Origin of the sequence: Paenibacillus sp. JSM ZJ436, from assembly GCF_044383795.1 — a bacterium.
Classification (GTDB): domain Bacteria; phylum Bacillota; class Bacilli; order Paenibacillales; family Paenibacillaceae; genus Paenibacillus_AQ; species Paenibacillus_AQ algicola.
Window position 1 is genome coordinate 125,018 of the sequence record NZ_JBISEO010000003.1, and the last position, 22,128, is coordinate 147,145.

Consider the following 22,128-nt stretch of genomic DNA (forward strand, 5'->3'; position numbering starts at 1 on the left):
TCAGGCTGGTGAAGTTCGCTCCGGAGCAGTTCTTTGAACTCTTGGGTCTATAGACGCGAGACAGTAGGAGATATCGGGCGCCGATCCGTTACGTCGGTTAAAGTGAGCCCCATAGCCATGGCATGTTTCATGGAGAACGGGTTAACAAGGGTGGTACCACGGTCTTTTCGTCCCTTTACGGGAGAGAAGGCCTTTTTTTGCTGGTTCTGTGCACAGCGTGGAAGAGGACAATTATGCAAGGAGGCGTGAAAGACCATGAAAGACAAATTATTGGCATTGAAGGAAGAAGCGCTTGGACAGCTGCAAGGAGTCACGGACCCCGGGACCCTGAATGATCTGCGCGTCAAGTATTTAGGCAAAAAGGGAGCGCTCACGGAAATTCTGAGAGGGATGGGCGCACTCAGCGCCGAAGAGCGTCCGGTCATCGGACAGGTGGGCAACGAGGTTCGCGGTGCGATTGAGGAGCTTATTACCAGGAAGCAGGAGGAGTTTCAGCGCCGGGAGACGGAAGAGCGCCTGCGCGCCGAAAAGGTGGATGTGACGCTGCCGGGCCGCCCGATGACTCAAGGTGCAGTGCATCCGCTTAGCCGCGTAATTCAGGATATTGAGGATATTTTTATCGGCATGGGGTATCAGGTGGCAGAAGGACCTGAGGTGGAGACGGACTACTTTAACTTCGAAGCGCTCAATCTGCCCAAAAACCATCCGGCACGCGACATGCAGGACTCCTTCTACCTGACCGAGGACCTGCTGATGCGCACACAGACATCCCCGGTTCAGGCCCGGACGATGCTGGCCAAGAAGGGAGAAACACCGGTCAGAATTATTTGCCCGGGACGCGTGTTCCGCCGCGACGACGACGACGCGACGCATTCCTTCCAGTTCCATCAGATTGAGGGGCTTGTGATTGGCGAGGGAATCCGCATGAGTGACCTGAAAGGCACGCTGCTGCAGTTCGTTCAGGAAATGTTCGGCGAGCACACCCAGATACGTCTGCGTCCGAGCTTCTTTCCGTTCACCGAGCCGAGTGCCGAGGTTGATGTATCCTGTGTCAAATGCGGCGGCAGCGGCTGCCGGGTGTGCAAGCACACGGGCTGGCTGGAAATTCTGGGCTGTGGCATGGTCCATCCGAAGGTGCTGGAAATGGGCGGCTATGACTCGCAGACACTCAGCGGCTTCGCCTTCGGTATGGGTGTAGAGCGGATTGCGATGCTGAAATACGGTGTCGATGATATCCGCCATTTCTACAATAACGATCTAACGTTCCTGAAGCAGTTTGCGCGTATTTAATTTTTGGTGAAAAGGAAGTGAGCTTGTCATGAGAGTATCAACCGAATGGTTGTCCCAATATATTTCCCTGAGCGAGGTAACCGCGCCCGAGCTTGCCCGGCGTATTACAGCGGCTGGCATCGAAATTGATGTCATCGAGAACCGGAATCAGGGGATTCACAAGGTCGTTACCGGCTATGTGAAAAGCAAAGAGAAGCACCCGGATGCCGATAAGCTGAACGTATGTATCGTGGATGCCGGACTGGATGAGGATATTCAGATTGTATGCGGCGCGAAAAATGTAGATGCCGGTCAGAAGGTGCCGGTTGCTCTGGTGGGGGCGAAGCTTCCCGGCGGACTGGATATTAAAAAAGCGAAGCTCCGCGGTGTTGTATCCCAAGGAATGATCTGCTCCGCCAAAGAGCTGGGCATGAACGACAAGCTGCTCCCGAAAGAACTGCAGGAGGGCATTCTGGTGCTGCCGGAGCAGACTGCCATCGGCTTGCCGATTGAAGACGTACTGGGCTTGAATGATCAGGTGCTGGAGCTCGATCTTACGCCCAACCGTTCAGACTGCCTCAGCATGCTCGGCACCGCGTACGAGGTGAGTGCTATTCTGGGCCGCGAGCTGGTGCTGCCTGATCCACAGGAGCAGCTTTTCGAGGTGAGCAGAGCGGCGGCGGAGCATATTTCTGTAGCCATTGAGGCCGAAGAGCAGTGCCCTCATTACAGTGCGCGCTACATTACCGGTGTAACCGTCGGCACATCGCCGCTGTGGATGCAGAACCGTCTCATGGCTGCCGGCATCCGCCCTATTAACAACATCGTCGATATTACGAATTATGTCATGCTGGAGTACGGTCAGCCGCTGCACGCGTTTGACGCCGACCGTCTGCCGGGCGGAGGGGTTACGGTGCGCCTGGCCCGTGAAGGCGAGAGCATGGTTACACTGGATGGACAGGAACGCAAGCTGGAGCCTCATATGCTCGTCATTGCGGGTGAGAATGGTCCTGCTGCGCTTGCGGGCGTGATGGGCGGACTTCATTCCGAGGTTACAGATCAGACCGTAAATATTATGCTGGAGTCTGCCCGTTTCGATGGCGGTACAGTGCGCAAGACATCAAGACAGCTGGGGCTACGATCGGAAGCCAGCTCCCGCTTTGAGAAGGAAGTGGATCCGGCTGCCGTGATTCCTGCCTTGAATCGCGCCGCAGCCCTGATGGCGGAGTACGCCGGAGGAGCTGTTCATCAAGGCGTTGTCCAGGACGGCAGTGATGTGACCGAGAAGACGACAATTACGCTGTCCTTGTCTAAAGTGAACAAGCTTCTTGGTACGGCGCTGTCGCTGCTGGAGGTCAAAACCTTGTTCAGCCGCCTGCACTTTCCATTCGGCGATGCCGGCGAGGATCACATCGAGGTGGAGGTGCCGACCCGCCGTGGAGATATTACGCTGGATGTGGATCTGATCGAAGAAATTGCAAGATTGTACGGGTATGATAACATTCCGACGAGCGCGATTGAGGGCGAGACCACACCGGGCTCCCTGACCAAGCCGCAGATGGTGCGCCGCGCGCTGCGCCGCTTCCTGACGCATGGCGGCTGGCAGGAGGTGCTGGGCTACTCCTTCATCGACCCTCAGCAGGCGAAGACCTTCCACTCGCTGGTTCCCGGCCGCAAAGCGGTTCCGCTGTCCATGCCGATGAGCGAAGACCGCAGCGTGCTGCGCACAAGCCTGCTCCCGCAGCTGCTGGATATGGCCGTCTATAATATGAACCGCAAGCAGCCGGACCTGGCTCTGTTTGAGCTGGGCAATCTGTTCCACACCGAAGAGGACCAGCTGACCCGCCAGCCGGAGGAGCAGCCAGCGCTGGCGCTGCTGCTGACAGGACGCCAAGGGATGAAGCAATGGAATGTTCAGCCTCAGCCTGTGGATTTCTTCGATCTCAAGGGAGCGGTAGAGTCTATTCTTCATTATTTGGGAGTAACTTCAGATCAGGTGAAATATAAAGCGGATGAGCCGGCTGATTATCATCCGGGACGTTCAGCTACACTCTATGCGGATACACCGCTGGGAGAGGTCAAGCTGGGCACACTGGGTCAGCTCCATCCTCAGCTGCAGCAGGATAAGGATCTGGAGGACACGTATGTGGCCGAGCTGCTGCTTGCTCCGCTGTATGAGCTTGTCAACAGCACGGTCGTCTATCGTGATTTGCCAAGATATCCGGGAATGGAGCGGGATCTGGCGATTGTGGTGGATGAGCAGGTGGAGGCAGCCGCGCTGATCGAGACGGTGCAGAAGCATGCCGGTGATTTGCTGCAGCGCGTCCGGGTGTTTGACGTGTTTAAGGGCAGCAAGCTTGGCGAAGGCAAGAAAAGCATCGCCATCTCCCTAAGCTTCCGCCATCAGGAGCGTACGCTGACTGATGAAGAGGTTAGCAGCGCTGTCGAGACAGCGGTTGCGGCACTGGAGCAATCTTTTGGAGCGGAATTAAGAAAATAGCAGGAATTCATAGAAGCCGCATCGAATTACACCATTCGATGCGGTTTTTTTGGCATCCTAAGGTTTCCCGTTTGCGTGAATATGAGCATTCACGAACCTATACATGACTGGATAGGCGGCTCTTTTCCGGGCAGGAATTTCTCATGGGCAGGCATCTCCTATATAATCATATATATAGCATAGTGAAGACCCGGCAAGGCCGTGAAGACATCCTAGAATCCACAGACCATACAAGGAGGGCACAACTGTGACTACACCGGACCGTAATCGCGTGACCGTAGAAATCTACGGCACTTCCTATAAGCTTGTCGGCAGCAGCAGTGAATACATGAAGCAGGTTGCCAATTATGTAGATGAGCGTATGCGCTCTATATCCAAGAATCATTCCCGCCTCGACACGCCGCGGATCGCGGTCCTGGCTGCGGTACATATGGCTGAAGAGGCTGTGCAGCTGCAGCAGTTTCAGCAGGAGGTCAAGCTGCTTACGTCTGAGCGCAGCGAGCTCCGTTCCGAGCTCGCCCGGGTGCAGGGCCTGCTCTCTGAGCAGCAGCAGCGATTTGAGCAGATGAAGGGTGGCCTGGAGCAGCAGCTGAAAGAAACGAAGGGCAGCTTAGAGCAGCAGCTGAAGGAGACGAAGAGCAGCCTGGAACAGCAGCTGAAGGAGAAGACAGGGCTCGTAACAGAGCTTCAAGCAGCCAAGGAGAGCCTTACTGCAGATGCCAAGCGCAGCAAGGAGCTGCTGGAGAAGGAGAGCGGGCGTTCTGCCGAGATTTCCAAGGAGAAGCAGCAGCTGCAGGATCAGCTGAGAAACAAAACCCAGGAGTGGGAGAAGAAATATAAGCAGGCGCAGGAAGAATGGAAGGCCCAGCAAGAAGTGCAGCTGCAGGCGCTGCAGAAGAGCCATAAGCAGTCTGCCGAGCAGTCGGAGCAGAGCTACAAGCGCAAGCTGCAGGAGCTGGAGCAGAAGTACAAGGGCGATATGGACAAGCTTACCCAGGATCAGCAGCAGCTCCTGGAGCAGCTGCAGCAGGAGCTTGCTGCGGCGGTGCAGTCCGCGGAGCAGATGAAGCAGAAGCATGCGGAAGAAGTGGAGTCCTTGCAGCGCGAATATCTGGAGCTGGCCGAGCAGCTGGAGACCCAGCAGCAGGAGCTTGTGCAGCAGCTGGAGAGCCGCCATCAGGCAGCCATAGAAGAGCTGAAGCAGCAGCACCAGGCGAAGATGGAGGCTTTGGAGCAGCAGCATCGGGACGAGGTGGAAGGCTTGCAGCAGGGACATCGAGCCGCCGAAGAGGAGCTGAAGCGGGAGCGCCAGGAGGCCCTCGAAGAGCTGGAGCTTCAGCATGCACTGCAGGTGGAGGAGCTGGAGCAAAGCCGGGAGCAGGCAGTGAAGCAGCTGACAGAGCAGCATACCGAGGCTGCAAGCCAGCTGGAATACAGCCATTCCAAGGCGTTAAGAGAGGCAGAAAGCCGCCATACTCAGAGTGTTCGGGAAATGGAAGAGAAGTACAAGCAGTCGGCTTCCCAGCAGGAATCGCGACACCAGTCCGCCGTGAAGGAGCTGGAAACAAGGCTTGCCTCCCAGCAGGAGGCAGCAGCAGCTCTGCATAAGCAGGCTGCCAGCCGGGATCAGGAGCTGGCCGTCTTGAAGCAGCAGGAATCATCGCTGAAGAACCAGCTGGAGCAGGCTCGGAAGAAGCTGGAGACCGTAACCGGGGAGCACCAAGCCTTCAAGCAGCAGCTGGAGAATGCAAAGACCCAGGCCGAGAAGCTGATTCAAGAACGCGATGGCCTGAAGAGCCAGGCTGCTGCTTCGGAAGAGGAACGGCGGCGGCTGCAGCGCCTGGTGGTCGATGCTAATGAGCATTCCCGCAAGCTGCATGAGGATCTGGAGCAGACTGTGAATGAATGCTCGACCTGGAAGTCCTTGGCGGAAGAGCGTCAGGGCGAGAAGGATCATCTGGAGCTTCAGCTTGTACAGGCACTGGAGGCTGCTGAAGGGCAGGATCGGGAGCTCTCCGAGCTGCGTGAAGAGGCTGAGGGTCTGAAGGAGGAAGCACGCCTTCAGAGCTCCCGCCGCCAGACGGCGGAGCAGGAGCGCAAAGAGCTGCAGCTGCAGCTGGAGAAGGCTGAGCAAGGAAGAGCCGAAGCGTATCGTCAGGAAGAAGAGACCCGCAAGCTGTATGGAATGCTGGAGGAAGAATATCATGAAGCATCCGTGCAGCTGGAGCAGCTGCGCAGACGTTCCGCCGAGCAGGAAGCCAAGGAGAGCAGCCTGACAGACCGCCTGAAGCAGGTGGAGGCGGAGCTAGAGGAATGGCAGTCGGAGGCGGACTCTTTATCGCGCTTTAAGGATCAATGGGAGCAGCAGGAAGCCGCATGGAAGGAAGAGCTGAAATCCTGGCAGGAGCAGATTGCAGCGTCCGAGCAGAGCCAGGATCAGCTGCTGCAGGAGAAACAGGATATATCCCGTCAGCTGTCGGAATTAGGGGAACAGTATGAGATTATTTCCCATCAATACCGGCTGCTTCAGACGCAGCAGGAAATGCAGTCCGGACATGCAGCCCAGCTTGAAGAGGAGCATCAGAAGCTTCAGGATGAATATGCTAAGCTGCAGGTAGAATATAATGAGTGGATTGAGCTGATTGAGCAAGATCAAAGCTGACAAACAACAACCTCCGGCTTTCGATGGATCGCCATCGAACATGCCGGAGGTTGTTGTCTTGTTTATTCTTCAATAATAAGCTTGGAGATCATCTGTGAATGTCCTGTTCCACACATGATCGAGCAGGAAATGTCGAAGGTGCCAGTCTTGTCCGGGGTCACCACGATCGAATCCTTGTTGCGATCCAGCTGCACACCAAGTGCCGGGATCATAATGCCATGATTTCCTTCCTTATTTTCATACTTGATTTCAACCGGAACGCCCTTCTTCAGCGTATACTCCTGCTGATTGAACTCATAGTTCGTTGCCGAGATGACCAGCTCCGCTTCAGGCGCAACTGCGGGATCGGTAACTGCTCCCCCGGAGGACGCGTCATTATTTCCACCGCATGCTGCAAGCACGAACAGAAGCATGAGGGATAACAGAGACATTAAGGCTTTTTTCATGAATAGCTCTCCCCTTACCATAAATAATGTAAAACCGTATCTTTGTTTATGATAACGTAAAATGCGGGACAATGCCTCATGTTCATTATGTAGAATTGGTGAACAAGAGTTTAGAGGTTTAGAAATAGCGAAACACGGAGCACTTCGTTATAATAAGGTCATGCATGAGAGGAGTTGTGCTTCTTGGACGAAAAGATTCTACACACACTAGAATACCGTAAAATTTTAAATACATTGGCAGGATATACCCAGACTACGATGGGCAAGGAGGCCTGTGAGCAGCTGCGGCCCAGCGTGATGCTGGATGACGTGATCCGCCTGCTGTCAATTACCGATGAAGCGTACACGGTGGATCGCTTGAAGGGAACGCCCTCCTTCCGGGGAATTAGTAACATAAACGAGCCTCTCAAACGAGCAGCGATCGGCGGTACGCTCAATGCGCATGAGCTGCTCGCTATAGCCAATACCATTCTTGGCTCCCGGCGGCTGAAGCGGTTGATCGCGCAAATTCATGAGGATGAGAAGATTGAACGGCTGTATCAGCTGAGTGATTTTATTTCGGAGCAGAAGCCGCTTGAGGACAGCATCCGCCTGTGCATTGATGACAGCGCAGAGGTGGTGGATACGGCAAGTGCAGAGCTTGCCAAGATTCGCCGGGAGCTGCGGGGCGGTGAGGCGCGGATTCGGGAGAAGCTCGAAGGCATGATCCGTTCCCAGAGCGTCGCCAAAATGCTGCAGGATCAGCTCATCACCATTCGGGGAGACCGGTTCGTCATTCCGGTCAAGGCGGAGTATCGCTCTTATTTCGGCGGGATCGTGCACGATCAGTCAGGCTCGGGAGCGACACTGTTCATTGAGCCGGAGTCCATTGTCATGATGAACAATAAGCTCCGCGAAACGCGAATGAAGGAAGAGCGCGAGATTGAGATCATTTTGCAGAAGCTGACTGCGCTTGTCGGAGAACAGGTCGAGCTGCTTGCTTATGATGTCGAGGTATGCGGTCAGCTGGATTTTATTTTTGCTAAAGCACGCCTGGCTCATGTGAGTAAATCCACCCTGCCCGTGATGAACGACAGAGGCTATCTAAAAATTAAAAAGGGCCGCCATCCGCTCATTCCTGCAGAGCAGGTCGTGCCGCTGGATGCAGAGCTGGGCAATGATTTCACCTCAATTATTGTGACAGGTCCTAATACGGGCGGTAAGACGGTAACGCTCAAAACCGTCGGTCTCCTCAGCCTGATGGCCATGTCCGGGCTGTTCATCCCGGCGCAGGAAGGAAGCCGCATGTGCGTCTTCGATGCCATTTATGCGGATATCGGCGATGAGCAGAGCATTGAGCAGAGCTTGAGTACTTTTTCCAGCCATATGACAAACATTATTTCTATTCTTGGCCGGATGACAGAGAAGAGTCTGGTGCTGCTGGATGAGGTCGGTGCCGGCACGGACCCTGCTGAGGGCTCCGCGCTTGCGATTGCCATTCTGGAGCACATTCATCAAAAGGGCTGCCGCATGATTGCAACAACTCACTATTCCGAGCTAAAGGCTTATGCCTATGAGCGCAAAGGGCTGATCAATGCCAGCATGGAGTTTGATGTTCAGACGCTGAGTCCGACATACCGGCTCCTTGTCGGCGTACCGGGCCGAAGCAACGCGTTTGCGATTGCCGAGCGCCTGGGACTGCCCCTGCACATTCTGGAGTTCGCCCGCGGAGAAGTGAAGGAAGAGGATCAGCGTATCGAGCATATGATTGCATCGCTGGAAGAGAACCGTCACGGAGCCGAGGTAGAGCGGGAGCAGGCTCAGGCGGTGCGTCAAGAGCTGGAGGAGCTTCGGGCGCGGCACAGCCGCGAGCTGGAGAGGCTGGAAGAGCAGCGTGACAAGCTGGTGGACAAGGCGCGGCAGGAAGCCCGCAGCCTGGTGGACAAAGCACGCAGCGAGGCAGAGGAGATTATCGCGGATCTGCGGAAGCTGGCGCAGGAGGAAGGCGCCTCTGTGAAGGAGCATAAGCTGATCGCCGCCCGCAAGAGGCTGGATGAGGCAGAACCGGAGCAGAAGAAGAAATCGGCGGCGAAGCGAAGCGCGAATGAGAAGCGGGCCATCAGCGCCGGGGATGAAGTTATGGTATACAGCCTGAATCAAAAAGGCCATGTTGTGGAAATGGCAGGGAGCAAGGAAGCTCTGGTTCAGCTGGGAATTATGAAGATGAAGGTCGCTTTAAGTGATCTGGAGCTGGTGTCCAGCGGAAACGGCAAAGAGGCCGCCAAGCCGCAAAAAACAGCAACCGTCCTCAAGCGTACCCGGGACGCCAATACCCGAAGTGAGCTGGATTTGCGGGGCGAGAACCTGGAAGAGGCGTTAATCGCCGTAGACCGCTTTATTGACGAGGCGTTTCTTGGCAATCTCGGACAGGTGTACATTATCCACGGCAAAGGGACGGGCATACTGCGCACCGGTATTCAGGAATATTTGCGGAGACACCGTCATGTCAAGAGCTACCGGCTTGGCAATTACGGCGAAGGCGGTACCGGCGTGACGATTGCAGAGCTGAAATAACCGCCAGGTGATGTGGCAACGCAGCGGGGGAGGGAATCTGAGATGATGGAAGCCGTTGATGAGCTGCTGTCCCATCCGGTGGGAGCGCTAATCGGCTATTTTTCGGTCGCTATTCTGGCTTTGATCGTATATCTGGCCTGTTTCGAATGGGTCACCAAGTACAAATGCTGGGACGAGATTCGGAAAGGCAATGTGGCGGCGGCCATGGCGACGGGCGGCAAAATTTTTGGCATCTGCAATATCATACGTTTCTGCATTGAGCATAATGAGACCGTATATGGCATGATGAAATGGTCGTTCTTCGGCTTCATTTTGCTGCTGGCTGCTTATTTGCTGCTGGAATTTATGACGCCGGTGTTTTCCGTAGATGAGGAGATCGGACGTGACAATCGGGCTGTCGGCTTGATTGTTCTGATCATCACCGTTTCTCTCTCCTATGTGATCGGAGCTGGCATTACTTAACGGAGGTTGAGGAGCTTGAAATATTTACCTAGAATTTTGTTTGTGGCCGCCTTGCTTTTTATGGTGTCAGGCATTGTATACTTGTCGATGAATTAATTAGGGGTCATAAGACTGCATTGGCGATGACGCCAAAGGCTGTGAAAGGATGAATGAAACAATGGAACCGATAGTCTGTCCCTGGTGTCAGAGTGAGATTGTGTGGGACGAAGAGATCGGACCGGAGGAGCATTGCCCGCACTGCGAGAATGAGCTGAAGGGCTACCGGACGATCAATGTAGAGATGGATACAGAAGCTGAGGCAGATGAGGCTTCAGAGGATGAATATAGTGAAGATCCAGAAGAGGTTGTAGGGTTTAACCAGCCTTTCTGGAGCGGTGAAACCACTCTGGATCCGGGCGTTCGGGTGCTGGAGCAGTACGGTGATGATTATGACCTCATTTCTTACGAAGAGGGGGTCGAAAAAGCACTGGATCATCAGGATGAAGTGCCTGAATGCATTCACTGCCGGGAGTACATGCTGTTTGCCGGCAAGCAGGCTATGGGCGGCGAAGGCTTCCAGCCTATCCAGCTCCCCCATCTGCAGGGCCCGCTGCTATCCTCGCCGATTCATGTGAATATGTACGTCTGCTCTGGCTGTTTCCAGGTGCAGTACACCTTAGACGAGGATGATCGTCAGCGACTGATCCAAAGGCTGTCGAAGCCGTCTGTGGAATAAGCAAGCATATATTAATCAAGCAGCCCGTTCAGGGCTGCTTTTTTTAGTGAGAGTCTCTTCTAATGCTTCTGCTTTCTCCGAATCGGAGAGAACCAGGACAGCTCCTCCGGCTCCTTTCCAGTCAGCGTATCTGCCAGCATGTCTGCCGCGATCATGCTGTATACCGTGCCGTTGCCGCCATATCCCTCTACGAAATAACTGCTTGGAAAACGGGGGTCGCGTCCAATCAGCGGCAGACCGTCCTTGGTGGAGCCAAATACGCCGGACCAGCTGCATTCTATATTTAGAGGGCCGAGCTGTGGAAAAAGTGCCATGACTTCCTTCAGCAGCTTCCGGCTGCGCTCCTGAACAATCTCCTCGGTCAAGCCGCCTTCGGCGAGCGGCTCGTCCAGCCCGCCGGCTACTATGCGCCCGTCAACCGTTGTGCGCAGGTACAGATAAGGCCTGGCAGCTTCCCAGATGAGCGCCCGCTCATGCCACGAGGAAAGATCCTCGACAGGCTCGGTCGTAATGGCATAGGTGTATTCAAGCACAGCCTGGGCGTCCTTTTTCCAGTCCTGGGCTTCATAGCCGACGGTCCAAATCAGTGTTTTGGCGTGAACCTTGCCCATGCCATGAGTATATGCAATGGCCCTGCCCAGATGATCCTCCTCCACCCGGACTACACCACTGTGCTCGTAAATACGCAGGCCCTGCCGGATGTGGCTGTAGTTCAGCAATGCCTTGACCATATGTACCGGATTTACCTCGGCATCTCCATGGCAGTACAGCGCCGCCGGCTTCGTGAACGGAAACCTTGCAGCAATGTCCTGGGGCGTCCAGTACTCGACATCGAACCCGTAACGGCGCAGGTTCTCATACTCCTGCTGCAGCAGCTTCACATCCTGCCGGGTGCTGGCGCAGTAGAGGCTGCTCCGGCGGCGAAAGCCGATATCTTCCGGCAGTTGGGAGGCAACGGAAGCGAGGCGCTCTACAGCTTCCAGACACATTTTATAGAAACGGCTGCCTTTATATTCACCGAACCTCTTCATCAGCTCGGTTATGGAATCATCATTCATAAATTGCAGCAGAGCTGTACTGGCAGAGGTGCTGCCGCCTGCTACGGTGTGCTCTTCCAGAAGCAGGACATCCAGTCCGCGCTTTGTAAGCTCATAAGAGACGAGCGCTCCACTGATGCCGCCGCCGATGACGAGGACGTCACATGTGACGCTGTCCTCAAGCTGTGGATAGGAAGGATAAGTATTGTTGAATTCCTGTTCCCATGGACTTGGCCCGCTGGTAAGCTTCATGTCAAATACCCTCTTTCTTTTTATGGGATATCAGCTCTCTTGCACAAGCTTTACTATTTACCACATAGAACCATACAATCCAAGCCATACTATTGAAGCTACTTCAAAGGGAAAGGTGGATGGAAACCGTGAACAACGCAGAAATGAAGCCGCTGACGTCCAAGGAGCTGGACTACCTTGTAGACTGCATCTCTAATGAAAGCACGCTTGCGAAGCACTGCGCAGCTACAGCTGCAGCGATAACAAATCCGGCAGTGCAGCAATCTCTGCTCGGTATGATGCACAAGCACGAGCAGCATATGGACAGGCTCGTTCAGTCCCTGCAGCAGCACCAAAGCCTGGCTGTATCCCCGTCGCATTAAAGGTTAGCTTTGCATGATTCAATCGCAATCTATGACCACCATTAAAGGAGGAGCCAACATGCCATCCCAACAAGGGACATCCTTTCTTCCGGAAGAAGATCTGCTCAACAGCATCCTGAATGAATTGAAGCGTACCGTACGTGAGTACACCACAGCAACGACCGAGGCTTCCTGTCCTGCAATTCGCCGAATGTTCTCGGAGCTGACGGCTGAAACCCTGCAAATGCAGGGTGATCTGTATCAGCTTATTGAGCGGCAGAAGCAATACCCGGCTTCCGTGCCGACGGCGATTAAAGCAGATGTCGATAAGCAGCTGCAGGCTATGCAGCAAACGAGTCAAGCGACCCGTGACTTTACAGCACAGAGAACCTCGGGGCTGGAGTCGTACTCGCATACGCCCAACGTGACCAGTCATCCTACGAACGTACAGCCTGGTCACTAATTTCTTGTACCCGGTCCGTTGACCGGCGACTCAGCACCCATGAACCGATGGTTTGATCGGACTTTATCCGAGCCATCGGTTTTTCTTTGCACAGAAAGCAAAAGTTATTGTAATATAGGTATTAATCTCTTTACAGGAACCGGCTGAATGCAGCCGAATGGCCTGATAAATGCGCTGGAGGATGGCAAGTATGGAAGAGCTGAGCCCGTTTAAATTGAAAGTGCTTGACCTGTTGAAAGAGGATGCGAGAAGGACTCCGGCCCTTTTATCGACCCTGCTGGGGGCATCTGAAGAGGAAGTGAAGGAAGCCATCGCGGAGCTAGAGCGTGATCATGTTATCGTCAAATACGTGACGGTTGTGAATTGGGGCAAGGTGGAAGAGGAGAAGGTGTACGCACAGATTGAAGTACAGATTACACCGGAGCGCGGAAGAGGCTTTGAGGGAATTGCGGAGCGTATTTATTTGTTCCCTCAGGTGAAGTCGGTGTACTTGATGTCCGGAGCCTATGATCTCTTGGTAGAGGTAGAGGGGCGCAGTCTTCGAGAGGTCGCGAACTTTGTCTCGGAGAAGCTGTCTCCCATTGATTCGGTGCTGTCCACGAAGACGAATTTTATTCTCAAAAAATATAAACAAGACGGGATTATTTTCGAAGAAAATCCAGAAGACAAGCGTCTGCTGATCTCGCCGTAAAGGAAGAGTGGATATGATTGTGAATCAGGAACGTTCAACCGGAAATGACAACAAATCAATGAGCTCTTATTTGGCCACGGGAGTCAAGAATATTCAGCCGTCAGGAATCCGCAAGTTCTTCGATCTGGTCAGCGGGAACAAGGATATTATTACACTGGGCGTCGGGGAGCCGGATTTTGTAACTCCATGGCATGTCAGAGAAGCGTGCGTGTACTCTTTGGAGCGGGGATTTACTCAATACACATCAAATGCGGGCATGCCGGAGCTGAGAGAAGAGATTTCCCGTTATCTGGAGAAGGGCTTCCAGGTTTCGTATGATCCCAAAGACGAGGTGCTTGTTACCGTCGGAGGCAGTGAAGCGATTGACCTTGCACTGCGTGCGCTGCTGGAGCCGGGAGATGAGATTCTCGTTCCGGAGCCTTGCTATATCTCTTACTCACCCATTACGTCGATTAGCGGCGGCATTCCCGTGGGCATCGAGACGACTGCGGATAACCATTTCAAGCTGACAGCAGAAGCGCTTCAAGCCAAGATCACACCGAAATCCAAGGTACTGATTCTGTGCTATCCAAGCAATCCGACAGGGGCCACAATGACATATGAGGATTGGCTTCCCATTGCAAAAGTGGTGGAGGAGAATGATCTCATCGTCATTTCGGATGAAATTTATGCAGAGCTGACGTATGACGGCACTCATGTCAGCTTCCCTTCTATGCCGGGCATGAGAGACCGGACGATTCTCGTCAGCGGCTTCTCCAAAGCGTTCGCCATGACCGGCTGGAGAATGGGCTATGCCTGTGCTCACCCGGACCTGATTGGGGCCATGACCAAGATTCACCAGTACACGGTCATGTGCGCACCGGCTATGGGCCAGGTGGCAGCGCTGGAAGCGCTGAGAAACGGACTGGGGGAGAAGGACCGGATGGTGGAATCCTACAACCAGCGCCGCCGAATGATTGTTCAAGGCTTGTGTGAGATTGGACTGGATTGCCATGAGCCTCAAGGTGCGTTTTATGCCTTCCCGAGCATCAAGCGCACAGGCCTGTCCTCTGAGGAATTCGCGCAGCGCCTGCTCACAGAAGCCAAGGTAGCTGCAGTTCCGGGCACAGCCTTCGGCTCGGGAGGAGAGGGCTTTATTCGCTGCTCCTACGCTACGTCGATTGCGCAGCTTGACGAAGCATTGAAGCGTATGGGGAAATTTGTCGAAAAGTTAGTATGACAAGAAGATAGTTGTTCCTTTTCCTTGATTTAGCAAAAATAAATCTTTTCATAACTCAAAACTATGATATAATTTTGTTTCGGGAGAAGAAATACTTTATCAAGGAGGGAAGCTTATGTTCTGTGAATACGAACTGTCGAATTACAACGGTGATCTCACAGCAGAACGTTCTGACCGTGAAGAGTGGAACGTAGAGACGGCAGACTCTGAACCGCAGGACATTTCCCTAGAAGAAGAGATTCATCTGCTTCGACAGAGAATGGAGCAGATCTTTCTGGAAGAGCAGTCCTTTACTTCTGAAATTGTGATCGAGATCAGCAGCCTGCTGGATCTCAAGATTAATGAATATATGAAAGCCCAGCCGAAGAAGAAGTAGGCTGAGCCTTTATGAGGCCCTGCGGTAGTCTGCAGGGCCTCTTTTTCGTGGAGAGCGGGATATGATATAGTGAGACGTGAGAATAGCTGAACCACGAAATTGTGTAGTGATATGGAGGGCAAAATTCATGAAAATGTATACAAGAACCGGCGATGCCGGAGAGACTTCCATCATTGGCGGACGCGTGCTCAAGGATGATCCCCGGATCGAGGCTTATGGCACGATCGATGAGCTGAACAGCTTCGTGGGTCAGGGGCTATGCCTTGCGCAGGACGTCGGCTTTACCAAACTGGCGAAACAGCTGCTTCAGATTCAGCACGAGCTGTTTGACTGCGGCTCGGATTTGGCCTATGCCAAGCCTAAAGAAGATCAGGTTAAGGTTCATGCCGGAATGGTGGAGCAGCTCGAGCAGTGGGTGGATCTCTTTGAAGAGGAGAATCCGCCGATTGAACGGTTTATTCTTCCGGGGGGCAGCCACCTTGCAGCATCCCTTCATGTCTGCCGCACCGTCTGCCGCCGTGCCGAGCGACTGACGGTTACACTGTCCCGTACGGTGGACATTAACCATGAGGTGACTCGATACTTGAACCGGTTATCCGATTACTTCTTCGTGGCAGCGAGAACCGCAAATGTCCGCGCCGGTGTGCCGGATGTAGAATATGAGCGCAGCGGAAAGGTGTTCCGGTAAACGTATGACGCAGTATTACCCGCCAATCACTTATATGGTTTCAGAGCAGGAGGACGGGATGCTGCTCAAGACCATTTTGCAGAAGCGGATGGGGGTGTCCCGGAAGCTCCTGTCCCGGCTGAAGCTGACGGAGGAAGGAATTCAGCTTAACGGTGTCCGGGTATTTATCAGCGCAGCCGTCAAAGCGAGGGACCGGGTCGAAATCCGGATGGAGCAGGAGACCTCGGCGGATATTATGCCGCAGCCGATGGAGCTGGACATCCTCTATGAGGATGAGGATCTGCTGGTGCTGAACAAGCCTCCGGGAGTTATTGTTCATCCGACTCATGGACATTACACGGGAACGCTGGCGAACGGTGTGGTGGACTATTGGGAGAAGCAGGGCTTGAAGTATCGTTTCCGGGCGGTCCACCGTCTGGATCAAGATACCTCCGGCGTGCTCTGCATTGCAAAGAACCCATACGTTCATCAGCATATTTCAGAGCAAATGATTGCCAATACCGTAGACAAAAGATATGTGGCGCTGGTGCATGGGGTTCCCGCTAAGGCTCAAGGCGAGCTGGACGGCCCGATCGATCGTGATCCCGAGGAGCCGCACCGCCGGATAGTCACGCCCTCCGGCTATCCCTCGCTGACCCGGTATGAGGTACAGGAGCGCTACGGAGACTGGGCGTCCATGGTGGGACTGAAGCTGGAGACCGGGCGAACCCATCAGATTCGGGTGCACATGAGCAGCCTGGGCCATGCATTGATCGGCGATACCATGTATCCTCAGGAATTATTGCAGCCGGAGCGTAAAGAAGAGTGGGAGCGTCTGGATTCGCTGATCCCGCGGCAGGCTCTTCATGCCGCCAGCCTTACGCTGTTTCATCCGATCCAGCGAACGGAAATGATCTTCAAGGCGCCGCTGCCCCAGGATATGTCGCTGCTGCGAAGCCGGCTGATACAGCACAGCGATGACAGATAGCACGAGACGCTATTTCCAATGTGAGATGTGAGAGCATACGGCTGGCTTGTTTTATAAGATTAGATTTCTTTAAAGGAGTGTCGCGCGATGAGATTATTAACCGTATATCATTATCCCGCCTGCGGGACCTGCAAAAAAGCCGTGAAATGGCTGCAAGGCGAAGGCCATGAGCTGGATCTTCAGCATATCAAGGATCAACCGCCGTCTGCAGAGGAGCTGCAGGCCTTGATTCAGCGAAGTGGGCTGGATATCAAGAAGTTCTTCAACACTAGCGGGGAAGTCTATAAACAGATGAATTTGAAGGACAAGCTCGCCGGCATGACCGATGATGAAAAAATCCGCCTGCTGTCCTCTAACGGAATGCTGATCAAGCGCCCGATCGTCAGTGATGGAGCGAAGACGACGGTCGGCTTCAAGGAAGAGGTCTTTAACGAGAATTGGAAGGCGTAAACTGCGTTTTCCCCGCCATTCGAAATGCGGAATATGATATACTGAAACGAGCTGTATGTAAGTCTGAGAGAAAGGGGAGCTTTAGATATGACAACATTACCGCAGCCGTCCCTGATGCTCGTTGACGGTATGGCTCTATTGTTCCGCGCGTATTATGCCACAGCGTCGAGCGGATATATCCGCAGAACGAAATCCGGCCTGCCCACAAACGCGGTGTACGGGTTTTTGAGATATTTATGGGATGCAATTGACCAGTTTAAGCCGACCCATGTTGCCTGCTGCTGGGATATGGCATCGAAGACCTTCAGAAGTGAAGAATTTGCCGCATACAAAGGCAACCGACCGGAGGCACCGCTGGATCTCGTGCCGCAGTTTTCATTGGTGCGTGAGGTGACCGACAGCCTGGGCATTCCGAATCTCGGGATGGAGGGCTATGAGGCGGATGACTGCATTGGTACCTTGTCCTGCCGGTACAAAGACCAGATGCATATTATGATCTTATCGGGAGACCATGATCTGCTGCAGCTGGTTGATGACTCCACCTCGGTTATTATTATGAAGAAGGGCCACGGCAATTATTTGAAATATACACCGGAGGTGCTCCTGGAGGAGAAGGGGCTGACCCCGCGGCAAATTATTGACATGAAGGGGCTTATGGGCGATACCAGCGATAACTACCCCGGAGTGAAGGGCATTGGAGAGAAGACGGCATTAAAGCTGGTTCAGCAGTTCGGATCCATTGAGGGGATCCTTGCGAATATGGATGCTCTGGCGAAAGGCGTGCGGGCCAAGATCGAAGCTGATCTGGACATGCTGCACCTGTCCCGCCGGCTCGCTGAAATTCATTGTGAGGTCCCGCTGGAATGTGAAATCAGGCAGTGCTTGCTTCACATTGACGATCAGGTGGCGCATGCCAAGCTGGAAGAGCTGGAGATGAAGAGCCTTAGCCATCTGATTGGCGCGGCGAGCGTATCATAGCAACACGGAGTACAACAAGTTTTAATCAGCGCCTTGAGCTGTGCTTGGCTTGTTTAAGGCGCTATTTTCAATTACATATAAACAGCTTGCGAGAGGATGACAGAGATGAGATTGGGAGCCATTGAAGCAGGAGGAACCAAATTTGTATGCGGCATCGGTACGGAGGACGGGACAGTTCTGGAGAGAACAAGCTTTCCAACGACGACACCGGAAGAGACGATGGCGCAGGTATATGACTTTTTTGCAGATCAAGGGGTTGAAGCGATCGGAGCAGGCTTCTTCGGACCGATTGATCCCGTGATTGGCAGTCCGACGTATGGATCGATCACGACAACCCCCAAGCCGCACTGGAGCAACTTTAATGTTGTGAATGCCTTGAAGGAGCGGTTCGATGTCCCTGTCGGCTTCGACACTGACGTCAATGGAGCCGCGTTGGGCGAGTATACGCTGGGTGCAGCACAGGGTCTGGATAGCTGCCTGTACATTACGATTGGCACAGGCGTCGGTGCAGGGGCTGTGGTAGGCGGCAAGCTCGTGCATGGACTATCCCACCCCGAAATGGGACATATCCTGGTGCGCCGTCATCCGGAGGACCGCTATGAAGGCACCTGTCCGTACCACAAGGACTGCCTGGAGGGTCTGGCAGCAGGTCCGTCCCTTGGTAAACGCTGGGGCGTTGCCGGTGCAGAGCTGACGCCGGATCATCCGGCATGGGACATGGAAGCCTATTATCTGGCGCAGGCGTTGATGAACTATGTGCTGATTCTGTCTCCGCAGCGGATCATTATGGGCGGCGGTGTGATGAAGCAGCCACAGCTGTTCCCGCTGATTCGGACCAAGCTGCAGGAGCTGCTGAACGGCTATGTCCCTCATCCGAGCCTGAATGATGGCATTGACCAGTATATCGTGCCGCCGCAGCTGACAGACAATGCAGGGCTGTGCGGAGCGTTGATGCTGGGCAAGCTGGCTGCGAAGGGCTAAGACAGGCTGAAGCCGTAGTGAGGCTCTTCTGGAATCTAAACCATAACAAAAGACATGGCGATGCGGGAGATCATCCTGCGCTGCCATGTCTTCTATTTATTGTAGCCTATGAATTCTGCCGCAGATCAGTCCGTAAAATGAGGGCTGCCCAGTACGAGGCTCAAAAAGCTGCGCATATCGTCGGCCTCTTCCCGCTCCAGCCGGAAGGTGCGCTCCAGTAAGCCTTCTTCCTCCAGATCATCATCGGCTAGGATCGCCGAGCGTCCGAACTGCAAATCGGTCACGAGCTTCTTGCCGTAAAAACGATCTGTGGAGGTCACTGCGAGATCGAAGCGCTTCAGGGACGGTCCAATAAAGGTAACGAACCGTGTAGAGGTTGATTCCGTGCTGTCGGATAAATAGTCAAGCTGCTCTTTGTCTTGATCCATGAGTAGAGATGCTCCTTTTCTGCGTGCTATGAATACGAAACATTATAACGCAAAATTAAGATGGGACAAAGCTTCAAAATAATAGGGATTGACCTTGTTACAAATCCTGGATAATATATAGAGTAACAGTATAACGAACGTAAGTATTAAAGGGAAGCACCTTTCATTCGCTGCGAAAGCGAGATGGAGGGTGCTTTTTTTGCGTGTGCGTGTGCTGAAATATTCAGGAATAAGGGAGGAAGAGGTATGGATATCGTGTTTATGAACCAGATGAGCCGCCCGGGGTCGGGTGGACACGAAACAGCACAGCTATGGATTGGTGAGGAGGAAGGTAGCTGGTACCTGGGCTGGCGCGGATCTGAAGGGGAGGGAGAAGCCGGTGATGAAGCCTGGTATGAGGGAGGGTCCTGGCAGGAGCTGCTCTGTGTGTACCGCCATGGACTCGCGCAGAAGCTTGCACTAGGCTATCGGCCGGTCATTGCAGGTGTCTTCCATGAGCCGGAGGAGAGCGGGAGCAGCAACCGGCACGCGCTGCGCCTGCAATGCTACAGCGAACGCCGTGGCAGTGAAGAGCTGTATAGTGAGCTGTGCGCCTGGCGAAGAAGAAAGGCGGCGGCAGGCAGAAAGGCACCCTACTTCATCGCGAGCAACCGGGTGCTGAGAATGATCAGCGCCTTCATTCCAAAGACGCAGGAGGAGCTGCTACAGCTGCCGGGCATCGGCAGCACCAAGGCGCAGGAGCACGGGGAGGATTGGCTTGAAATGACATCCCGTGTGGAGAGGGCGTATGGCTTTCCCTTAAACTGGGTTGAGGCTGCTCTGGAGGAGGATGAGTTCATGTCCTGGTTATATACGCAGAAGGAGCAGAAATACAAGCTGGAGCTGGAGAAATATCGGACCAACCGGCAGCTGCTGGAAGGCATTGCGGGGAGCCTGAATATGGAGGCACTGAGCGAGGTCACCGGAATGTCCCGGCGCGCGGTCATTGAGGCTGTGGAAGCGCTGGAGAAGGCAGGATATAATACGGAGCCGTTGATCTCTGCCGAGCTTGCCGTTATGCCGGAAGAGGAGCAGGACCATGTATGGAAGGCGCTGGAGGAGCTTGGGGACACCTTTTTAAAGCCGATTTTGCAGCGTGTTTACGGGGAAGAGGAGAGAGAAGGGCTGTCCCAGGAACAGCTGTACGAACGGCTGCGGCTCATACGAATCCGGTACCGGCGGGAAAGGGAGTCACATGGCCGTCGGGCCGTGTAGGCAGAGCGCTTCATTTGAAAGAGGCTGTCCCAAAGTAGATTCTTGTTTAAAGAGGCAGCTCACTTGAGTGAAATATGAAGCAAAAATAAAGACTTGTACAAATGAAACCGCTCCTTTTTAGATGGTTGCTAGACACTTCCATTCTGCCAAAGGGCGGTTTCTTTGTGTTACCTGTTTTTTGGGGGCAACAGCGAGGGGAAGCCCCCTCTTCCTACAGCGACCACGCCTTCGTTGGCGGATACACCATCTTTTGCGTTAACCTTATTTTACAACAAAAAAAGGTATTGCTCCCTTAATTATTTCGGGTGCAGTACCTTCTTCGATTCAGTCAGGACTTTTTCAGTGGCCTCCGCAAGACCCTAGATCTTTTGGGACAGCCTCTCTTGTAACTAAAGCCATTCTTTTTTGCGGAACAAATAATACATTCCGAAGCCCACGGCAACCATGACCGCCAGTACAATGAAATATGAATATTTCCAGTGCAGCTCCGGCATGAAATCAAAATTCATGCCATAGATGCCGGTAATGACAGTCAGCGGCATAAAGATGGTGGTGATTACGGTAAAAATGCTCATCGTTTCGTTAGCGCGGATCGCGATACTGGACTGGTAGGCCTCCCGCAGGTTGCCCATCAAATCGCGGTACGTTTCGAAGATTTCCGAGATCTTGACCGCATTCTCGTACGTGTCGCTGAAATACTTCTGAAGCTGATCGTCGATCAATCGCAGATCCTTCTTATTTAAGGTATGGATCACATCCCTCTGCGGCCCGAGAACACGCTTCAGCCACAGAATTTCACTGCGAAGCCCGACAATCTCGTTGAGATGCGACTTCTTGGTATGCATTAGAATATCCTCTTCCAGCTGCTCGATCCGCACTTCGATCCGGTCGCCCACCGTGAAGTAATTATCGGTGACGAGATCGATCAGAACATACAGGAACCGGTCCGGGGAGTTCACTTCCTCTTCCCACAGCAGCGGCTTGATGGCACGCAGCTCATGAATCTTCTGGCGGGTCACTGTAATAATAAAATGCCGTCCGAGAAAAATATTCAGCGCCCGCAGAAAGATCTCTTCATCATCAAATCGGATGCTGTTCACAACGATAAAATAATGGCTCTCATAAATTTCAATCTTGGGACGCTGCTCCTCTTCCGTCAAGCAGTCCTCTACCGCCAGATCATGCAGAGAGAATAAGGGCTGAAGCGCAGCCAGATCCTCCAGATCCGCATCTATCCAGTAGAAGCCCTCGGCTGGCGGAGTGAGGGTCGTTTCAAGGTCATCCACCGAAGTAAAAACGCCGGCGTTTACCAGTCGGATCTTCATCTGATATCCTCCTTTTCACAGAACACGTGGATACGGTCGTTGAATAAGGCACAGGTATCAGCAGCCAGCCT

At 53.7% G+C, this 22,128-nt stretch carries 21 protein-coding genes; 17 read left to right on the forward strand and 4 right to left on the reverse strand.

The annotated features are described in order from the left end of the window. Positions 1-255 precede the first annotated feature (255 nt). From pheS to zapA, 3 genes are all read left to right on the forward strand, one after another. On the forward strand, positions 256-1,290 hold the full coding sequence (pheS, locus tag ACH6EH_RS04810) for a phenylalanine--tRNA ligase subunit alpha (protein ID WP_397331339.1): 1,035 nt from the start codon (positions 256-258) through the stop codon (positions 1,288-1,290). A 28-nt stretch (positions 1,291-1,318) separates the two neighbouring features. Then, complete coding sequence (pheT, locus tag ACH6EH_RS04815; RefSeq protein WP_397331340.1) at positions 1,319-3,769, forward strand: phenylalanine--tRNA ligase subunit beta; 2,451 nt, start codon at positions 1,319-1,321, stop codon at positions 3,767-3,769. Between the two features lie 247 nt (positions 3,770-4,016). Beyond that, on the forward strand, positions 4,017-6,431 hold the full coding sequence (gene zapA, locus ACH6EH_RS04820) for a cell division protein ZapA (protein WP_397331341.1): 2,415 nt from the start codon (positions 4,017-4,019) through the stop codon (positions 6,429-6,431). Positions 6,432-6,493: 62 nt separating this feature from the next. Here the strand turns inward: zapA and ACH6EH_RS04825 are convergent, their stop codons facing one another. After that, on the reverse strand, positions 6,494-6,877 hold the full coding sequence (locus tag ACH6EH_RS04825; RefSeq protein ID WP_138226707.1) for a cupredoxin domain-containing protein: 384 nt from the start codon (positions 6,875-6,877) through the stop codon (positions 6,494-6,496). A gap of 183 nt (positions 6,878-7,060) precedes the next feature. Here ACH6EH_RS04825 and ACH6EH_RS04830 point away from each other — a divergent pair, with 183 nt between their 5' ends. The 3 genes from ACH6EH_RS04830 (at position 7,061) to ACH6EH_RS04840 (ending at position 10,607) form a co-directional block, all read left to right on the forward strand. Further along, the gene (locus tag ACH6EH_RS04830) at positions 7,061-9,430 is read left to right on the forward strand and encodes an endonuclease MutS2 (protein WP_397331342.1); all 2,370 of its coding nucleotides are present in this window, start codon (positions 7,061-7,063) and stop codon (positions 9,428-9,430) included. Positions 9,431-9,472: 42 nt separating this feature from the next. Continuing rightward, on the forward strand, positions 9,473-9,892 hold the full coding sequence (locus ACH6EH_RS04835) for a DUF350 domain-containing protein (protein WP_397331343.1): 420 nt from the start codon (positions 9,473-9,475) through the stop codon (positions 9,890-9,892). 145 nt (positions 9,893-10,037) lie between these two features. Continuing rightward, the gene (locus ACH6EH_RS04840) at positions 10,038-10,607 is read left to right on the forward strand and encodes a hypothetical protein (RefSeq protein ID WP_397331344.1); all 570 of its coding nucleotides are present in this window, start codon (positions 10,038-10,040) and stop codon (positions 10,605-10,607) included. 59 nt (positions 10,608-10,666) lie between these two features. On the opposite strand, the gene ACH6EH_RS04845 is transcribed toward ACH6EH_RS04840, so the two are convergent. Further along, the gene (locus ACH6EH_RS04845) at positions 10,667-11,896 is read right to left on the reverse strand and encodes an NAD(P)/FAD-dependent oxidoreductase (protein WP_397331345.1); all 1,230 of its coding nucleotides are present in this window, start codon (positions 11,894-11,896) and stop codon (positions 10,667-10,669) included. Between the two features lie 128 nt (positions 11,897-12,024). On the opposite strand from ACH6EH_RS04845, the gene ACH6EH_RS04850 reads away from it, so the two are divergent. The 10 genes from ACH6EH_RS04850 to ACH6EH_RS04895 all read left to right on the forward strand — a co-directional run bounded on the left by ACH6EH_RS04850 (position 12,025) and on the right by ACH6EH_RS04895 (position 19,050). Beyond that, positions 12,025-12,258 (forward strand): hypothetical protein, encoded by a 234-nt coding sequence (locus ACH6EH_RS04850; RefSeq protein WP_138226701.1) that lies wholly within the window; start codon positions 12,025-12,027, stop codon positions 12,256-12,258. A gap of 58 nt (positions 12,259-12,316) precedes the next feature. Then, positions 12,317-12,700, forward strand: coding sequence for a spore coat protein (locus ACH6EH_RS04855; RefSeq protein WP_397331346.1), 384 nt, complete (start codon positions 12,317-12,319; stop codon positions 12,698-12,700). A 190-nt stretch (positions 12,701-12,890) separates the two neighbouring features. Beyond that, on the forward strand, positions 12,891-13,391 hold the full coding sequence (locus tag ACH6EH_RS04860; protein WP_138226699.1) for an Lrp/AsnC family transcriptional regulator: 501 nt from the start codon (positions 12,891-12,893) through the stop codon (positions 13,389-13,391). Positions 13,392-13,404: 13 nt separating this feature from the next. After that, positions 13,405-14,610 carry an aminotransferase class I/II-fold pyridoxal phosphate-dependent enzyme gene (locus ACH6EH_RS04865; protein WP_397331347.1) on the forward strand — a complete coding sequence of 402 codons (1,206 nt, stop codon included), beginning with the start codon at positions 13,405-13,407 and terminating at the stop codon, positions 14,608-14,610. A gap of 115 nt (positions 14,611-14,725) precedes the next feature. After that, on the forward strand, positions 14,726-14,986 hold the full coding sequence (locus ACH6EH_RS04870; RefSeq protein ID WP_397331349.1) for an aspartyl-phosphate phosphatase Spo0E family protein: 261 nt from the start codon (positions 14,726-14,728) through the stop codon (positions 14,984-14,986). 127 nt (positions 14,987-15,113) lie between these two features. After that, positions 15,114-15,674, forward strand: coding sequence for a cob(I)yrinic acid a,c-diamide adenosyltransferase (locus tag ACH6EH_RS04875; RefSeq protein ID WP_397331350.1), 561 nt, complete (start codon positions 15,114-15,116; stop codon positions 15,672-15,674). Positions 15,675-15,678: 4 nt separating this feature from the next. Continuing rightward, a complete protein-coding gene (locus ACH6EH_RS04880; RefSeq protein WP_397331351.1) occupies positions 15,679-16,641 on the forward strand; it encodes an RluA family pseudouridine synthase in 963 nt (320 codons plus the stop codon). A gap of 87 nt (positions 16,642-16,728) precedes the next feature. Then, positions 16,729-17,091, forward strand: coding sequence for an arsenate reductase family protein (locus tag ACH6EH_RS04885; RefSeq protein WP_397331352.1), 363 nt, complete (start codon positions 16,729-16,731; stop codon positions 17,089-17,091). A gap of 87 nt (positions 17,092-17,178) precedes the next feature. Beyond that, on the forward strand, positions 17,179-18,069 hold the full coding sequence (locus tag ACH6EH_RS04890; protein WP_397331354.1) for a 5'-3' exonuclease: 891 nt from the start codon (positions 17,179-17,181) through the stop codon (positions 18,067-18,069). A gap of 105 nt (positions 18,070-18,174) precedes the next feature. Further along, positions 18,175-19,050 (forward strand): ROK family protein, encoded by an 876-nt coding sequence (locus ACH6EH_RS04895; RefSeq protein WP_397331355.1) that lies wholly within the window; start codon positions 18,175-18,177, stop codon positions 19,048-19,050. Positions 19,051-19,175: 125 nt separating this feature from the next. On the opposite strand, the gene ACH6EH_RS04900 is transcribed toward ACH6EH_RS04895, so the two are convergent. Further along, positions 19,176-19,478, reverse strand: coding sequence for a DUF3055 domain-containing protein (locus ACH6EH_RS04900; protein ID WP_138226691.1), 303 nt, complete (start codon positions 19,476-19,478; stop codon positions 19,176-19,178). A gap of 246 nt (positions 19,479-19,724) precedes the next feature. Between ACH6EH_RS04900 and ACH6EH_RS04905 the strand changes: the two genes are divergently transcribed. Continuing rightward, positions 19,725-20,732 carry an HRDC domain-containing protein gene (locus tag ACH6EH_RS04905; protein ID WP_397331356.1) on the forward strand — a complete coding sequence of 336 codons (1,008 nt, stop codon included), beginning with the start codon at positions 19,725-19,727 and terminating at the stop codon, positions 20,730-20,732. Positions 20,733-21,121: 389 nt separating this feature from the next. Here ACH6EH_RS04905 and corA read toward each other — a convergent pair whose 3' ends face one another. Further along, entirely contained in the window at positions 21,122-22,057 is a 936-nt protein-coding gene (gene corA / locus ACH6EH_RS04910; protein ID WP_138226689.1) for a magnesium/cobalt transporter CorA, read from the reverse strand. Positions 22,058-22,128 lie beyond the last annotated feature (71 nt).

Coding starts and splice junctions, on each gene's coding strand:
- ACH6EH_RS04895 (WP_397331355.1), top strand. CDS start 18,175: ATGAGATTGGGAGCCATTGAAGCAGGAGGAACCAAATTTGTATGCGGC.
- ACH6EH_RS04885 (WP_397331352.1), top strand. CDS start 16,729: ATGAGATTATTAACCGTATATCATTATCCCGCCTGCGGGACCTGCAAA.
- ACH6EH_RS04905 (WP_397331356.1), top strand. CDS start 19,725: ATGGATATCGTGTTTATGAACCAGATGAGCCGCCCGGGGTCGGGTGGA.
- ACH6EH_RS04880 (WP_397331351.1), top strand. CDS start 15,679: ATGACGCAGTATTACCCGCCAATCACTTATATGGTTTCAGAGCAGGAG.
- ACH6EH_RS04825 (WP_138226707.1), bottom strand. CDS start 6,877: ATGAAAAAAGCCTTAATGTCTCTGTTATCCCTCATGCTTCTGTTCGTG.
- ACH6EH_RS04890 (WP_397331354.1), top strand. CDS start 17,179: ATGACAACATTACCGCAGCCGTCCCTGATGCTCGTTGACGGTATGGCT.
- pheS (WP_397331339.1), top strand. CDS start 256: ATGAAAGACAAATTATTGGCATTGAAGGAAGAAGCGCTTGGACAGCTG.
- ACH6EH_RS04865 (WP_397331347.1), top strand. CDS start 13,405: ATGATTGTGAATCAGGAACGTTCAACCGGAAATGACAACAAATCAATG.
- pheT (WP_397331340.1), top strand. CDS start 1,319: ATGAGAGTATCAACCGAATGGTTGTCCCAATATATTTCCCTGAGCGAG.
- ACH6EH_RS04875 (WP_397331350.1), top strand. CDS start 15,114: ATGAAAATGTATACAAGAACCGGCGATGCCGGAGAGACTTCCATCATT.
- ACH6EH_RS04855 (WP_397331346.1), top strand. CDS start 12,317: ATGCCATCCCAACAAGGGACATCCTTTCTTCCGGAAGAAGATCTGCTC.
- ACH6EH_RS04900 (WP_138226691.1), bottom strand. CDS start 19,478: ATGGATCAAGACAAAGAGCAGCTTGACTATTTATCCGACAGCACGGAA.
- ACH6EH_RS04870 (WP_397331349.1), top strand. CDS start 14,726: ATGTTCTGTGAATACGAACTGTCGAATTACAACGGTGATCTCACAGCA.
- ACH6EH_RS04845 (WP_397331345.1), bottom strand. CDS start 11,896: ATGAAGCTTACCAGCGGGCCAAGTCCATGGGAACAGGAATTCAACAAT.
- corA (WP_138226689.1), bottom strand. CDS start 22,057: ATGAAGATCCGACTGGTAAACGCCGGCGTTTTTACTTCGGTGGATGAC.
- ACH6EH_RS04835 (WP_397331343.1), top strand. CDS start 9,473: ATGATGGAAGCCGTTGATGAGCTGCTGTCCCATCCGGTGGGAGCGCTA.
- ACH6EH_RS04840 (WP_397331344.1), top strand. CDS start 10,038: ATGAATGAAACAATGGAACCGATAGTCTGTCCCTGGTGTCAGAGTGAG.
- ACH6EH_RS04860 (WP_138226699.1), top strand. CDS start 12,891: ATGGAAGAGCTGAGCCCGTTTAAATTGAAAGTGCTTGACCTGTTGAAA.